Genomic DNA, 13,496 nt, shown 5'->3' with positions numbered 1-13,496 from the left:
GCGTCATCAGTGCCGGAGCTCGTCGGGGCCGCCGCCTCCACCGCCGCCGTGGTTGCCGCCGCCGTTTCCACCGCCTTGAGGTCGCGCATAACCGCCGCCGCCTCCCTGCCGCCCCGGCGGTGGCATCGGGTGGCCCTCGCCGCCCGGCGCGGGCGGTGGAGGCAGCACGGCCGGCGGCGGACTGGCCGGACGCGCATTGCCCGCTCCACCCGGCATCGGCGTCGGCGCCGGCGCAGCCGGCGGCGGACTGGCCGGACGCGCATTACCCGCCCCACCCGGCATCGGTGTCGGCGCCGGCGCAGCCGGCGGCGGCATGCGGTTCGCACCATTCCAGCCGCCGCGCGTCGCCGACGGCCGCGTGTCATGCACGGGCGGCGGACCGCCCGGCGCGACCTGCATCGGCGCGCCCGGTTGCGGACGCCCGTGCCCCGGCGGCATGCCTCCCGGGCCGAGCCTCGGCTCCGGACGATGCGCCCAGCGATCGCGGTCCGGATACCACGGGCGGTGCCGGTAATAGCGATCCCAGTACGCGCCGATCGCGAACCCGGTCACCGGCACACCGATGATCGCGCCATACTCGAGCAACGGCACGTAGCTGCCCTGGTAGGGATAGTCGAGCAACTGCGCATCGATCCAGCCGCGCACGCCCGGCAGCGCGACGTCGCACCACGCGTAGTTGCTCAGGCAGCCGAATACGTCCAGCGCGGTGCCGGGCGGAAGCTGCGCGACCACCGGATAATCGGGCGCCGGCCCCGCATACAGCTCGGCCGGCGAATTCGTGTAAGCGCTGCTTTGCGCATCGGCGACGCCCGGTGCGGCCGCGAGGCCGGCCAGGACGACGCACAGACTTCGGACAATCGTGTTCTTCATGATGCTCTCCCGCGCCGTGCCGCCGCGCGCCGGTCAGTGCCGATGGCCGCCGCCCCAGTGACCGCCACCCCAATGCCCGCCGCCCCACGGACGATGCCAGTACCCGCCGCGCCCGCCCCAGTATCCGCCGCCGCCCCAGCGGCCCCAGAAGCCGATCGTCACGGGCGGCCCGTACCAGCCGGAGTAGTACGCCGGGTAGTAATACGGATACGGCGGCGGCACGTAGGCCGGCGCGACATACATCGGCACCGCCGGGCCGGCGTCGACCTGCGCCTGGGGCACGGTCGACGGGGCCGGACCGGGCGTGGTCGGTGCGGCTGGAATTTCGCGCTGCGTCACGGTGGCGGGCACCGGCGCGTAATAAGGTGCATAACCGTACGGGCTCGTGTAGTAGCAGCCGCCAAGCACCAGTGCGGCCAGCGCGACGACGGCGGGCCTCGCGGCGGGAATCGGGTTCATCTCGTGCTCCGGCAGAATCCGCGCGTCGCCGCCGGGCGCGCGCCTGACTCTAGCTTACGTCCCCTGCAGATTTCCGCGCGTATGATCGGTTACTTTTTGTTTCCTGCTCCGCACGGCGAAGCAGGCACGCTGCGTGCTGGCCCGTCCGCGGCACCGGCGTTGAAGTTGGCGCAAATGCCCTCAACTTGAACGATGTCGGGCTGACCGGCGCGGACGGGCGTCCGCGACCCACCGGCAACCGCAAACCGGCGAGCTTCGGCCCGCCCAGACAGGAACGCGGCTCGCGCCGCCATCGACATGACTACGCCACGCCCCACTCCCCGGGCGGACACACCGCTCGATCCGATCATCCAGCTGCTGGCGCTCGCCGGCGAGCAGGGTTATCTGACGCACGCCGACCTCGTCGACGCGCTGCCGCCCGAAAGCGACAGCCCCGACGCGCTCGACGTCGTGCGCGCCGCGCTTGCCGACATCGGCATCGCGGTACTCGACGAGCCGGCCGTGCCTGCACCGTTCGCCGGCGCGGCGCCGGTCGAGGTCGATCGCGACGCGCTCGACGAAGGCCGGGCCATGCTCGGCGACCTCGCACGCGGCACGAGCGCGTCGACCGATCCGCTCGCGCTCTACATGCGGCGCATGCACGCGGTGCCGCTGCTCACGCGCGAAGGCGAAATCGTGCTCGCCCGCGAGATCGAGACAGGCCGCCATCAGGTCCTGCACGCGATTGCCGGCTATCCGCCCGCGGTCGACGCGCTGCTCGAGCGTCATCGTGCAACGGGCGGCACCGGCGCAACCGGATCGCCCGATGACGACGACGCCGGCACGCCCGCGCCCGCCCGCTACGACGCGCTGCAGGCAGCGGGGTCGGCGCTGCGCGGCGCATTGCATGCGCACGGCAGCCGTTCGGCCGAATACCGCGACGCACGCAACCACATGGCCGCCCTGCTCGGTTCGCTCGCGTGGCTCGCACCGGCCGTCGACGACGCGAGCCGTACCGTACGCGCACTCGCGGCCGCCCCGCACGATCCGTCGGCGGTCGACGCAGCGTGCTTCGACGCGGTCGCACGGCGCGCGCTCGCGGCCGCGCTGGGCGACGGCCAGCAGAAGGTGCGCGACGCGACGCGTGCGATGCTCGAGGCAAACCTGCGGCTCGTGCTGTCGATCGCGCGCAAGTACCTGAACCGCGGCGTCGACCTGTCCGACCTCGTGCAGGACGGCTGTCTCGGCCTGATGCGCGCGATCGAGAAATTCGAATACCGGCGCGGATTCAAGTTCTCGACCTATGCGACCTGGTGGATTCGCCAGGCGATCGCACGCGCGGTCGCGGATCGCTCGCGCACGATCCGCGTGCCGGTGCACGTCGGCGACCAGTACCAGCGTGTGCAGCGGCATGCGCTGCGCTTTCGGCAGCGCACGGGCCGGCGGGCCACGCCGGCCGAGCTCGCGGCCGAAACCGGTCTCGACGAAGGCAAGCTGTGCGCGGTGCTCGCGCTGCCCGCCGAGCCGGTCTCGCTCGACACGCCGCTGCCCGATGCGGACACCGGCCTCGTGGAACTGATCGAGGATCAGGCATCGGCCAGCCCGTTCGAGCAACTGGCCGACACGCGCATGCGCGAATGCGTGCGGTCGCTGCTGCGGTCGGTCACGCCGACCGAGGCCGACGTGCTGCGCCGGCGGTTCGGCCTCGGCGGCGCCGAGCCCGATACCTACGACGCGATCGCGCAGGATGCGGGGATGTCGCGGGAGCGCGTGCGGCAGATCGAGAAACGGGCGCTCGCCGCGCTGCGCACGGCCGCCGAGGCCGAGAACGCGCAGTCGTTTCTCGACGCTTGACCGCATCGCACGTAGCGCACGGTCATGCCGCATTCCGGCACGACCGTGCGCCTCGCGGCTGTGCTACGTTTGTCATTGACGCACATCAAGTTTTCTTCATCGCGTATCGCGACAATGGTTGACAGCCGACCGGCGCATCGCTCGCCGCGTCCATTCCGTTTGTGCTTTCCGGGTCCCTCGCCATGCAGTCGACCGTCAGCCAGACGTACGAGGAAAACCGGCCTATCGCGGCCTGCTTGCGCGAGGCCGCGCAGTGGCTCGTCGACCAGGGTGCGAACCCGTACCGGGTCGCCGCGTACCGCGCGGCGGCCGATACGGTCGACGCGCTCGACCGCAACATCCGCAGCGTGTTCGAAACCGGCGGCGTCGACGCGCTCGGTGCGCTGCCCGACATCGGCGCGGGCGTCGCGCAGGCGATCGCCGAGCTGCTGGTGACGGGGCGCTGGCGCCAGCTCGACCGCTTGCGCGGCGACGCGGAACGCGCGTCGGCCTTCGAAGCGGTGCCGGGCATCGGCCACGCGCTCGCGCTGCGCATTCATGACGCACTGCACATCGACACGCTGGAGGAACTCGAACGCGCGGCCCGCAACGGCCAGCTCGAAATGATCGCGGGCGTCGGCCCGCGACGCGCGGTCGGCATCCGCGCCGCGCTCGACGACGTGCTGAGCCGCCGCCGGCGCTGGCAAGGTCACATGCGACACGCCGGCCCCGGTACGGAACCGCCCATCGAATTGCTGCTTTACATCGATCGCCAGTACCGCAACAAGGCGGCCGCCGGCGTGCTGCCGAGGCTCACGCACCGGCGCCTGAACGCGGACGCCTACGTGCCGCCGCCCGTAATGCACATGACCAAGGGCGGCTGGCATTTCACGGTGCTGAGCCAGCATGCCGCGATGCGTACGCCGGAAGCCGGGCGCCCGATCGACTGGGTCTCGCTCTACTTCTACGACGCCGTGCAGTGCGAGCACCAGCGCACCGTGTTCACCGAAACGGACGGCGTGCTCGTCGGCAAGCGGATCGTGCGCGGGCGCGAGATGGAATGCCGCGTGTATTACGCGGGATGAATCATGCGTCGGATGCTTCGCCGACGTCGAATGCCGTGTCGAGCAGGGACGCGACCTCGCGACATGCACGGGTAAGTGCGCATGAACGGCGATCGGCATGGTCCGGATCGAGATCGAACGACGTCGAATACGACACGTCATCGGCAGCCTTTCCCCGGTTCGGCACGTCGAACCATACCGTCACCCTGTAGCCGCCCGCGCGCGTCGCGCGGGCTCGCCGCCTACATGCCTTCCGCCTTCGTGCGGCGCGCCGGACGACGATGCGTGGCAACGCGCAGCAGCTTCTGGAACGACGGGCATTCGAGATGGTTCGCCGCCGGGCACGCGGCCGCATACCGCAGCGCATCGCGCACGGCGCCGAGACGGCGGATCGTGCAGTCGATCTCGTCGGCCTTGTCGTCGAGCTTCGCGCGGTCGATCTCGGGCCGGCCGTCCGCGCCGACCATCGCGAGGATGTCGTCCAGCGAAAATCCGGCCTCCCGGCCGAGCGCGATCAGCGCCAGGCGCTCCAGCACCGACGCGTCGTATTGCCGCCGCAGCCCATGCCGGCCGATCGGGACGATCAACCCCTTTTCCTCGTAGTAGCGCAGCGTCGACGCGGGCAACCCCGTGCGCCGCGCGACGTCCGCAATGTCCAGTCGGCTCATGCTTGACCTCAAGTGAACTTGACGTTGCAAGATAGTCGCTCGACTCCATGAAGACAAGCCCGGACCGCCATGAAACCGTTGAACCCGCGTCGTATTCCGCTGCGCCGCATCGCCATTACCGTCCGCCGCGGAGGTGCGCGATGAGCATGCCCGACGTCCTGCTCGAACTGCTGTTGATCGGCGCGGGCGCCACGCTGTTGATGGATCTGTGGACGCTGTTCCGGCGGCGTGCGTTCGGCATTCCGTCGCTCGACTACGCACTGGTCGGCCGCTGGCTCGGCCATATGACGCACGGCCGGTTCCGGCATGCGTCGATCGGCGCCGCCGCACCGGTGGCCGGTGAACGCGCGCTCGGCTGGGTCGCGCATTACGCGATCGGCATCGCGTTCGCGGCACTGCCCGTGCTGATCGCCGGCCCGGCGTGGATCGATGCGCCGACGCCGCTCCCCGCGCTCGTCGCCGGCCTCGCCAGCGTGGTCGCGCCGTTCTTCGTGATGCAGCCGGCATTCGGTTTCGGCATCGCGGCATCGCGCACGCCGCAGCCGGGCGTCGCGCGCCGGCGCAGCCTCGTCACGCATCTGTCGTACGGGGTCGGGCTCTACCTTGCGGCGTACACGCTGGCGGCGCTGGCCCGTTGACCCACACGCCGGCGTGCCCTCAGCCGCCCCTGTCCGCCTCGTGCAAGCCGGACAAGATCACCTGCCGTCGCCGCGCTGCGCCGTTTCCTCGTAACGATCGAGCGCGTCGAGCAGTTTGCCCGGCCGGCTCATCTCGGCCCGCAGCCTGGCGGCTTTCTCGATATCGGCCGGCGCGGTAAGCTTCGCGCCCTGATCGAGATACTCCTGCGCGCGCGTCTCGCCCGCGGCGGCAGCCAGGCCCAACAGCGCATTCGCGGCGATCGGATCGTATGCGACTCCGCTGCCTGCGTAGTACTGCACGCCCAGCCGGAACAGCGAGGTCGCGGCACCCTCGGCCGCGGCCAGCCGATACCAGCTCACCGCTTCGACGTCGTCCTTGCGCACGCCCTGCCCGTTTTCGTACATCAGCCCGAGATTGTTCTGCGCGTTCGCGTAGCCCTGTTCCGCGGCGAGTCGATACCACTTGAATGCCTCGGTGTCGCTCTGCTTCACGCCGCGCCCGCTGTCGTACAGGTAGCCGAGGGCGTTCTGCGCCTGCGGATCGCCCTGGTCGGCCGCGCGCCGATACCATTTGGCGGCTTCCGCGACATCCTGCGGCACGCCCGTCCCGGCGTCGTACATCATGCCCAGATACAACTGCCCCCTCGGCAGGTCCTGTTCGGCCGCGCGCCGGTAGAGCCGCACCGCTTCCGCGCTATCCTGCGGCGCGCCTTCGCCGTCCTCGTATGCGCGGCCGAGATTGCACAACGCATTCGCATGGCCCTGCGCGGCCGCGCGCCGATACCAGCTCATGGCCTCCGCACGGCTTTGCGCGACGCCGACGCCGGTTTCGTACAGCGTGCCGAGATTGTTCTGCGAGGCCGCATCGCCCTGGTCGGCGGCCCGCCGGTACCATTTCACGGCTTCGGCGGGATTCCGCTCGACACCGTCGCCGTGCTCATACATCAGCGCGACGCTGAATTCGCCATCCAGGTCGCCGTGCTGCGCCTTCGCCATCGCTGCGTCGAACGCCGCGGGCGCATCGTCGTGCCCGAGCCAGGCGATACCGATTCCGAGGATCAGTACGATTGCGAGCGCGATGAGGATCGCAATACGGGTCTTCCGGCCGATTCGTCGTGCCTGGGTCATCTCTCAGTGTTCTCTTTTTTGTGGTTGCACGCGGTACGCCCGGCCGGGCGCCCGCGTCACTCGCCGCCGCGGTCGATCAGGTTGCGGCGCACGCGCCCGAGCAGTCGCACCAGCGTATCGCGCTCGTCGGACGTGAAGCCGCGCAGCCCGTCGTCGGCGACGGTATCGCCCACTTCCAGCATCTGCGGAAAGATCTCGCGCGACTTGTCGGTCAGCCGGATCACGAACGCGCGGCGGTCGTCGTCGTTCGCGACACGCTCGATCCAGCCATAGCTTTCCATCCGGTCGAGCAGCCGCGTGAGCGAGATCGGCGTGATCTCGAGCCATTCGGCGAGCCGCGCCTGGTTCATCTCGCCCTTCCACGTCAGATACGCGAGCACGCGGCTTTGCGCCCGCGTCAGCCCGATGCGCTTCGCGCGCCGGTCGAACAGGCGTCCGTTCAGGCGGGCCACGTCGGCGATCAGGTAACCGATCCGGTTCTCGTAGGTCTTGTCCATGCGGCGATTATAGGGTCAAGCCGGAACCGGCCCACGGCTCGCACCCCGGCAATAAGCTTCTATATAATAAGCATGCTTATAATTTGCGCCATGCCGGATCGCCGCCCACGGCGACCGCCCCACGGAGACGCCCCGCTTGAACCCCGCCGCCGACGCCCCCGCCTCGCCCGCCCTGAACCGGCCGATGCTGACCCTGTCGATCATGCTCGCCACGCTGATCCAGACCCTCGACAGCACGATCGCGAACGTCGCGCTGCCCCACATGCAGGGCACGCTGTCCGCGTCGCAGGACGAAATCACGTGGGTGCTGACCTCCTACATCGTCGCCGCGGCGATCGCGACGCCGCTTACCGGCTGGCTGTCCGACCGGCTGAGCGTGAAGCGGCTGCTGATCGTGTCGATCGCGGGCTTCACGGTGGCGTCGGCGCTGTGCGGGCTGTCGGAAACGCTCGTGCAGATCGTCGGCGCGCGGCTGCTGCAGGGTGTGTTCGGCGCCGCGCTGGTGCCGCTGTCGCAATCGATCCTGCTCGACATCAACCCGCGCGAGAAACAGGGCCAGGCGATGGCGATCTGGGGAATGGGCGTGATGGTCGGCCCGATTCTCGGCCCGACGCTCGGCGGCTGGCTCACCGATAGCTACAACTGGCGCTGGGTGTTCTTCATCAACGTGCCGATCGGCGCATTCGCGCTCGCCGGCGTGCTGACCTTCCTGCCCGCACGCGCGCCGCGCCCGCACGTGAAATTCGACACGTTCGGCTTCGCGACGCTCGCGCTCGCGATCGGCGCGTTCCAGGCGATGCTAGACCGCGGCGAACAGCTCGACTGGTTCGGCTCGTACGAGATCCGCATCGAGGCGCTCGTCGCGGCGCTCGCCTTCGCGTTCTTCCTCGCGCATACGGCGACCGTCGGCAAGGCGTCGTTCTTCAAGTCGGAACTGCTGCGCGACCCGAACTTCGCGACCGGCACGCTGTTCATCTTCGTGGTCGGCGCGGTGCTGTACGCGACGCGCGCGCTGCTGCCGCCGATGCTGCAGAACCTGATGGGCTACCCGGTCGCGACGACGGGCCTCGTCACCGCGCCGAGCGGCGCCGGCACGATGATCGCGATGCTGTTGGTCGGGAGGCTGATGAAATACGTGGATGCGCGGCTGCTGCTGCTCGCGGGGCTGCTGATTTCCGCGCTCGCGCTGTGGCAGATGATGCAGTACACGATCGTGCTGTCCGAAGCGGACATCGTGTGGCCCGGCGTGATCCAGGGCTTCGGCCTCGGGCTCGTGTTCGTGCCGCTGAGCGCGCTGTCGTTCTCGACGCTGCCGCCCGACCTGCGCGCGGACGGCACGGCCACCTACAGCCTGATGCGCAACATCGGCAGCAGTATCGGCATCTCGATCGTGCAGACGCTGATGACACGCAATACGCAGGTCGCGCATGCCGACCTCGCGACCCACATCACGCCGTTCAACCCGGCCGTGCAGGCGATGGTCGGCAGCCGCGTCGACATCGCGCTGCTCGACCGCACGATCAACCAGCAGGCGACGATGATCGCGTACCTGAACGACTTCAAGCTGATGTTCGCCGCGACGCTGCTGATGATCCCGCTGTTGCTGCTGGTCCGCCCGCCGCAGAAAACGGCGAGCGTCGACGTCGCGCATGCGGCGATGGACTGACGGGCGCGCATGCGCCCGTCCGAGGCCGCGTCAGGCCTTCATCGTCCCGGTCCGCACGTAGCGCTCGTGCCACGACAGCGCCTCGGCGAGCAGATGCGGCGTGTGCTTGCCGAAGCTCTCGCGCGACGCGCGCTCGAAGTAGTCCTCGAGCATCGGCCGGTAGTCCGGGTGCGCGCAGGTCGCGATGATCTTGCGCGCGCGCTGCTTCGGCGACAGGCCGCGCAGATCGGCCAGCCCCTGCTCGGTGACGACGACCGCGACGTCGTGCTCGGTATGGTCGACGTGGCTCGCCATCGGCACGATCCGCGAGATCGCCCCGCCCTTCGCGGTACTCGCCGACATGAAGCACGACAGATAACCGTTGCGCGCGAAGTCGCCCGAGCCGCCGATGCCGTTCTGGATCTTCGTGCCCATCACGTGCGTCGAGTTCACGTTGCCGTAGATATCGGCCTCGATCATCCCGTTCATCGCGATGCAGCCGAGCCGGCGCACGAGTTCCGGATGGTTGCTGATCTCCTGCGGGCGCAGCACGATCTTCTCGCGGAACGTCGCGATTTCGTCGGCGAAACGCTGCACGGCGGCCGGGCTCAGCGACAGCGCGGTGGCCGACGCGAAGCTCAGCGTGCCGTCGTCGAGCAGGTCGAGCATGGCGTCCTGGATCACCTCGGTGTACGCGGTCAGGTTCGAGAAGCCGGCCGAGCTGAGTTCGGCGAGCACCGCGTTCGTGATGTTGCCGACGCCCGACTGCAGCGGCAGCAGGTTTTCCGGCAGGCGGCCGCGCTTCACTTCGTGGCGCAGGAAGTCGATCAGTTGCAGCGCGATCTCCTTCGACGTGGCATCCGGCGCGGAGAACGCATTGCTGCGATCGGGCGCGTCGGTCTCGACGATCGCGACGATCTTGTCGGCCGGGCAGCGCAGGTACGGCTCGCCGATCCGGTCGTCGCTCTTCGTCAGCGGAATCGGCTTGCGGTGCGGCGGCAGCGCGGTGCCGTAATAGATGTCGTGCATCCCGTCGAGGCCGAGCGGCTGGCGCGCGTTCACCTCGAGGATCACGTGCTTCGCGCGCTCGAGCCAGGTCTTGTTGTTGCCGATCGACGCGGACGGGATCAGCAGCCCGTCCTCGCGGATGCCCGCGACTTCGACGATCGCGACGTCTAGATCGCCGTATAGCCCGAACCACGCGTATTGCGCGACGTGACTCAGGTGAACGTCCTGGTAATCGACTTCGCCGGCGTTGATCTTGTCGCGCAACGTCGGGTCGGACTGGTACGGCAGCCGCATCGAGATGCCGTTGGTGCGGGCAAGCGCGCCGTCGAGTTCCGGTGCGGTCGACGCGCCCGTCAGCACGTTGATCCGGAAGTCCTCGCCGCGCGCGTGCGCCGCGTCGATGTGGGCGGCAAGCGCGGCCGGCACGGCCTTCGGATAGCCCGACCCGGTGAAGCCGCTCATCGCGACGGTCATGCCGGGGCGGATCAGCGCGGCGGCTTCGTCGGCGGTGCGGACGAGCGAACGCAGGGCGGGAGCGAGGATGCGTGATGAAGACATGGCTGGTTATCTGACGCTTGGGTCTGTCGTTGACGTCGCGGGGGGTGTCTCCTGAGCGACGCGAAGCCCTTGGGGCCGCGAGGGGCGGCCCGGCACCACGGGCACGGTCGGAGTATCGCAGAGGCCATCGCCGCGAAATGTCCGCTGGATGCAAAAGATCCTTGCCGGATTTGCCGGGTATCGAACGACCGTTCTGTGACAGGCGATCTGCCCGCGCCGGATGCACACGAAAGGTGTGCGAAAGCATCGGGCGAATCGCCGGTTCGCGATCACCGATTGATGCATATCAATCGATGCGTTTTCCATCGGCATTGATGCCGCTTCGTTCGGCAATGGCCGATACCCGTCCGGCGCGGCCGATTGTCGCCCGATGCGGCTTTTCCGGGCCTGACCGAGATCAAGGTCGCATGCGCTGCGCGACGCCAGCCGACCGGCGCGAAAAATCCTGCCGTATCCGCCTGCGAGGCCCGTCCGGCCTTGACAGGCGCGCGACGCGAACCACACTGGAAGACGGGGCCGGCCGCCCGCTTGACCGCCCCGTTCGCCCATGCGTTTCTGGACTGGCCGATGCGCTCAAGACGCGGTAACACTCCCGCATGTCAGGACATTGATCGAATAAAAAGCAACAAATTACAATTCCGTATATATTTCGCCGATGGACCAAAGAAAAACCGCCACACGCCCCGAGCCACCCCCGCCACGCACCTGGGATGCGCGGCTCGCGCGCTCGCTTGTCCGACCGCTCGTCGATACGCCGGTCACCCCGAATCACCTCACCACCCTTCGTCTGCTGATCGGCCTCGCCGGCGCCTGGTGCCTCGCGCACGGCGGCTTCGGCTGGAGCAATGCAGGCGCGTTCCTGATCGTGCTGTCGAACTTCGTCGACCATACCGACGGCGAGCTCGCGCGCATCAGCGGCAAGTCCAGCAAGATCGGTCATTTTTACGACCTCGCGGCCGATGCGCTCGTCACGGTCGCGCTGTTCGTCAGCATGGGCGTCGGCATCGTCGCCCAGGGCGGCCAGATGGCCGCGTCGCCGGTGCTGCTCGGCGCGGTGGCCGGCGCGGCCGTCGCGCTGATCTTCTTCCTGCGCATGCGGATCGAATCGATCGCCGGCAAGGCCGGCACCAAGCAGGCGTTCGCCGGCGGCTTCGAAACGGAAGACGTGCTGTACCTGCTGCCGATCGTGACGCTCGTCGACGGCGTCCAGCCGTTCCTGCTCGCGGCGTCGATCGGCGCCCCGCTGTTCGCCGCATGGGTCGTGATCGACTGGTGGCGCATTGTCCGCCGCAGCAATGTTCCGCAGAACCCAACTGAAATCCAGGCTTCCAAATGACTCCTAGCACGCGCGACGATTCCGTGCTGAGCCCGGCACGCCCCGCGCCCGTGCGCGCGGCCGCGGCCGATCCCGATCGCACCGTGGCCGACAGCGTCGGCCAGCTCGACCTCGACCGCCTGCGCGGCGACTACACGCGCCAGGGCTCGTTCCTCTACCTCGACGCCTTCCTGCCGGCCGACGCGCACGCGAAGCTGGCGAACGCCGCCCGCGCGATGCAGGCCGGCCTGAACCGCAATTACCTGCCCGGCCACAAGCAGGGCGGCAGCGTGAGCCGCCATACGATCGACGAGCAGGCGCCGTACATCGCCGAGCTGTATCGCTCGAAGGCGCTGATCGGTTTCCTCGAGAAAGTCACGGGCGACAAGCTGATGCTGTCGCCGGACGACGATCCGCACGCATACGCGCTGTATTACTACACGAAGCCCGGCGACCACATCGGCTGGCACTACGACACGTCGTACTACGATGGCCGCCGCTACACGCTGCTGATCGGCGTGATCGACGAATCGTCGTGCCGGCTCGACTACGAGCTGCATACGCGCAACCCGGACGTCGCCGACGAACCGGGCTCCGTGCAGATCGCCGACGGCGGCATCGTGCTGTTCGACGGCGACAAGCTGCGCCACCGCATCACGCCGCTCGGCCAGAACGAGCTGCGCGTGTCGCTCACGTTCGAATACGTGACGAACCCCGGCATGCGGCCGTGGAAGCGCTTCATCTCGAACATGAAGGACGCGATCGCATATTTCGGTTTCCGCCAGGTGTTCAAGCAACTGGCGACGCGACGCACGAGCGGGTCATGACACGGGCGGGCCTCATTCTGCTGTCCCTCGGGACCGCACTCTTCATCGCACTCCTGGCCTGGCAGGGCGTCGGCGCGGTAGCGTCCACGTTCCTCGCGGCCGGCTGGGGCCTCGCGCTCGTCGCGGCGTTCCACGTCGTGCCGCTCGCGATCGACGCGGTCGCGATCTCCGTGATGTTCCGCCGCGGGCAGCCGGGCGCCGAACTCGGCAACGCGCTGCGCGCGCGCTGGGTCGGCGAATCGGTGAACAGCCTGCTGCCCGCCGGTCAGATCGGCGGCCCCGTGCTGATGGTGCGCCACCTCGCGCAGCGCGGCACGCGGATGGCCGACGCGGCCGCCGCCGTGACCGTCAGCACGACGATGCAGGCGCTCGCGCAGATGGCGTTCGCGCTGATCGGCATCGCCACGTTCAGCCTCTATGCGACGCACGAGTCGGTCGCGCACCTGCGTACGCCCGCGCTGATCGCCACCGGCGTGCTCGGCGCGCTCGCCGTCGCGTTCTACGCGGCGCAGCGGCGCGGGCTGTTCGGCCGCGGCCTGCGCCTCGCGTCGAAGCTGCTCGGCCCGCGCGATTGGTCGTCGCTCGCCACGCGCGCCGACGCGATCGACGACGCGGTCGGCGCGCTGTACCGCGATCGCGCGAAAGTCGCGAAGACCTTCGCGTTGAGTCTCGCCGGCTGGATCGTCGGCACCGCGGAAGTGTGGCTCGCGCTGCACTTCCTCGGGCATCCGGTGAGCTGGCTCGACGCGCTGCTGCTCGAAAGCGTCGGCCAGGCGATTCGCGGGGCGGCCTTCGCGATCCCGGGCTCGCTCGGTGCGCAGGAAGGCGGCTACCTGCTGCTTGCGCCGCTGGTCGGCCTGCCGCCCGACGCGGCGCTCGCGCTGTCGCTCGCGAAGCGCGCGCGCGAACTCGCGCTCGGCCTGCCCGGCCTGCTCTATCTGCATTTCAGTGAAAGAAACTGGCAGCGGCGCCATGCGCCGCAGCCGCTCGCCGACTGATCGTTCAGA

General features: G+C 69.1%; 13 protein-coding genes. 7 read left to right on the top strand and 6 right to left on the bottom strand.

What is annotated here, in order from left to right:
- Positions 1 to 6: 6 nt before the first annotated feature.
- Both HWX03_RS03705 and HWX03_RS03700 read right to left on the bottom strand, forming a co-directional pair.
- Positions 7 to 870 carry an SH3 domain-containing protein gene (locus HWX03_RS03705; RefSeq protein ID WP_175870286.1) on the bottom strand — a complete coding sequence of 288 codons (864 nt, stop codon included), beginning with the start codon at positions 868 to 870 and terminating at the stop codon, positions 7 to 9.
- A gap of 33 nt (positions 871 to 903) precedes the next feature.
- The gene (locus tag HWX03_RS03700) at positions 904 to 1,329 is read right to left on the bottom strand and encodes a hypothetical protein (RefSeq protein ID WP_175870285.1); all 426 of its coding nucleotides are present in this window, start codon (positions 1,327 to 1,329) and stop codon (positions 904 to 906) included.
- 297 nt (positions 1,330 to 1,626) lie between these two features.
- Between HWX03_RS03700 and HWX03_RS03695 the strand changes: the two genes are divergently transcribed.
- Both HWX03_RS03695 and HWX03_RS03690 read left to right on the top strand, forming a co-directional pair.
- Positions 1,627 to 3,162: a sigma-70 family RNA polymerase sigma factor gene (locus HWX03_RS03695; RefSeq protein ID WP_175870284.1), complete on the top strand. Its 1,536-nt coding sequence runs from the start codon at positions 1,627 to 1,629 to the stop codon at positions 3,160 to 3,162.
- Positions 3,163 to 3,344: 182 nt separating this feature from the next.
- Positions 3,345 to 4,226 carry a helix-hairpin-helix domain-containing protein gene (locus HWX03_RS03690; RefSeq protein ID WP_175870283.1) on the top strand — a complete coding sequence of 294 codons (882 nt, stop codon included), beginning with the start codon at positions 3,345 to 3,347 and terminating at the stop codon, positions 4,224 to 4,226.
- Between the two features lie 221 nt (positions 4,227 to 4,447).
- On the opposite strand, the gene HWX03_RS03685 is transcribed toward HWX03_RS03690, so the two are convergent.
- Complete coding sequence (locus HWX03_RS03685; RefSeq protein ID WP_175870282.1) at positions 4,448 to 4,873, bottom strand: helix-turn-helix domain-containing protein; 426 nt, start codon at positions 4,871 to 4,873, stop codon at positions 4,448 to 4,450.
- Between the two features lie 140 nt (positions 4,874 to 5,013).
- Between HWX03_RS03685 and HWX03_RS03680 the strand changes: the two genes are divergently transcribed.
- Positions 5,014 to 5,511, top strand: a complete 498-nt coding sequence (locus HWX03_RS03680) for a DUF2938 domain-containing protein (protein WP_175870281.1) — start codon at positions 5,014 to 5,016, stop codon at positions 5,509 to 5,511.
- A gap of 57 nt (positions 5,512 to 5,568) precedes the next feature.
- Here the strand turns inward: HWX03_RS03680 and HWX03_RS03675 are convergent, their stop codons facing one another.
- Together HWX03_RS03675 and HWX03_RS03670 are read right to left on the bottom strand one after the other, a co-directional pair.
- A complete protein-coding gene (locus tag HWX03_RS03675) occupies positions 5,569 to 6,639 on the bottom strand; it encodes a tetratricopeptide repeat protein (protein WP_175870280.1) in 1,071 nt (356 codons plus the stop codon).
- A 56-nt stretch (positions 6,640 to 6,695) separates the two neighbouring features.
- Positions 6,696 to 7,136 (bottom strand): MarR family transcriptional regulator, encoded by a 441-nt coding sequence (locus HWX03_RS03670; protein ID WP_175870279.1) that lies wholly within the window; start codon positions 7,134 to 7,136, stop codon positions 6,696 to 6,698.
- A 136-nt stretch (positions 7,137 to 7,272) separates the two neighbouring features.
- On the opposite strand from HWX03_RS03670, the gene HWX03_RS03665 reads away from it, so the two are divergent.
- Entirely contained in the window at positions 7,273 to 8,802 is a 1,530-nt protein-coding gene (locus HWX03_RS03665) for a DHA2 family efflux MFS transporter permease subunit (protein ID WP_175870278.1), read from the top strand.
- A gap of 30 nt (positions 8,803 to 8,832) precedes the next feature.
- Here the strand turns inward: HWX03_RS03665 and HWX03_RS03660 are convergent, their stop codons facing one another.
- On the bottom strand, positions 8,833 to 10,347 hold the full coding sequence (locus tag HWX03_RS03660; protein WP_174430769.1) for an acetyl-CoA hydrolase/transferase family protein: 1,515 nt from the start codon (positions 10,345 to 10,347) through the stop codon (positions 8,833 to 8,835).
- 655 nt (positions 10,348 to 11,002) lie between these two features.
- On the opposite strand from HWX03_RS03660, the gene HWX03_RS03655 reads away from it, so the two are divergent.
- The 3 genes from HWX03_RS03655 to HWX03_RS03645 are packed head-to-tail and all read left to right on the top strand — an operon-like array spanning position 11,003 to position 13,487.
- A complete protein-coding gene (locus HWX03_RS03655; RefSeq protein WP_175819401.1) occupies positions 11,003 to 11,683 on the top strand; it encodes a CDP-alcohol phosphatidyltransferase family protein in 681 nt (226 codons plus the stop codon).
- Positions 11,680 to 12,489: a 2OG-Fe(II) oxygenase gene (locus HWX03_RS03650; protein ID WP_175870277.1), complete on the top strand. Its 810-nt coding sequence runs from the start codon at positions 11,680 to 11,682 to the stop codon at positions 12,487 to 12,489. The genes HWX03_RS03655 and HWX03_RS03650 overlap by 4 nt, the downstream gene beginning before the upstream one ends.
- Positions 12,486 to 13,487 (top strand): HpnL family protein, encoded by a 1,002-nt coding sequence (locus HWX03_RS03645; protein WP_174430766.1) that lies wholly within the window; start codon positions 12,486 to 12,488, stop codon positions 13,485 to 13,487. Before HWX03_RS03650 ends, HWX03_RS03645 begins: the two co-directional genes overlap by 4 nt.
- The last annotated feature ends 9 nt before the right edge of the window (positions 13,488 to 13,496 follow it).

It is taken from the genome of Burkholderia sp. BCC0397 (assembly GCF_902832865.1).
Lineage (GTDB): Bacteria > Pseudomonadota > Gammaproteobacteria > Burkholderiales > Burkholderiaceae > Burkholderia.
This window is presented reverse-complemented; position numbering and strand designations above follow the sequence as displayed.

Coding starts and splice junctions, on each gene's coding strand:
- HWX03_RS03705 (WP_175870286.1), bottom strand. CDS start 870: ATGAAGAACACGATTGTCCGAAGTCTGTGCGTCGTCCTGGCCGGCCTC.
- HWX03_RS03700 (WP_175870285.1), bottom strand. CDS start 1,329: ATGAACCCGATTCCCGCCGCGAGGCCCGCCGTCGTCGCGCTGGCCGCA.
- HWX03_RS03695 (WP_175870284.1), top strand. CDS start 1,627: ATGACTACGCCACGCCCCACTCCCCGGGCGGACACACCGCTCGATCCG.
- HWX03_RS03690 (WP_175870283.1), top strand. CDS start 3,345: ATGCAGTCGACCGTCAGCCAGACGTACGAGGAAAACCGGCCTATCGCG.
- HWX03_RS03685 (WP_175870282.1), bottom strand. CDS start 4,873: ATGAGCCGACTGGACATTGCGGACGTCGCGCGGCGCACGGGGTTGCCC.
- HWX03_RS03680 (WP_175870281.1), top strand. CDS start 5,014: ATGAGCATGCCCGACGTCCTGCTCGAACTGCTGTTGATCGGCGCGGGC.
- HWX03_RS03675 (WP_175870280.1), bottom strand. CDS start 6,639: ATGACCCAGGCACGACGAATCGGCCGGAAGACCCGTATTGCGATCCTC.
- HWX03_RS03670 (WP_175870279.1), bottom strand. CDS start 7,136: ATGGACAAGACCTACGAGAACCGGATCGGTTACCTGATCGCCGACGTG.
- HWX03_RS03660 (WP_174430769.1), bottom strand. CDS start 10,347: ATGTCTTCATCACGCATCCTCGCTCCCGCCCTGCGTTCGCTCGTCCGC.
- HWX03_RS03655 (WP_175819401.1), top strand. CDS start 11,003: ATGGACCAAAGAAAAACCGCCACACGCCCCGAGCCACCCCCGCCACGC.
- HWX03_RS03650 (WP_175870277.1), top strand. CDS start 11,680: ATGACTCCTAGCACGCGCGACGATTCCGTGCTGAGCCCGGCACGCCCC.
- HWX03_RS03645 (WP_174430766.1), top strand. CDS start 12,486: ATGACACGGGCGGGCCTCATTCTGCTGTCCCTCGGGACCGCACTCTTC.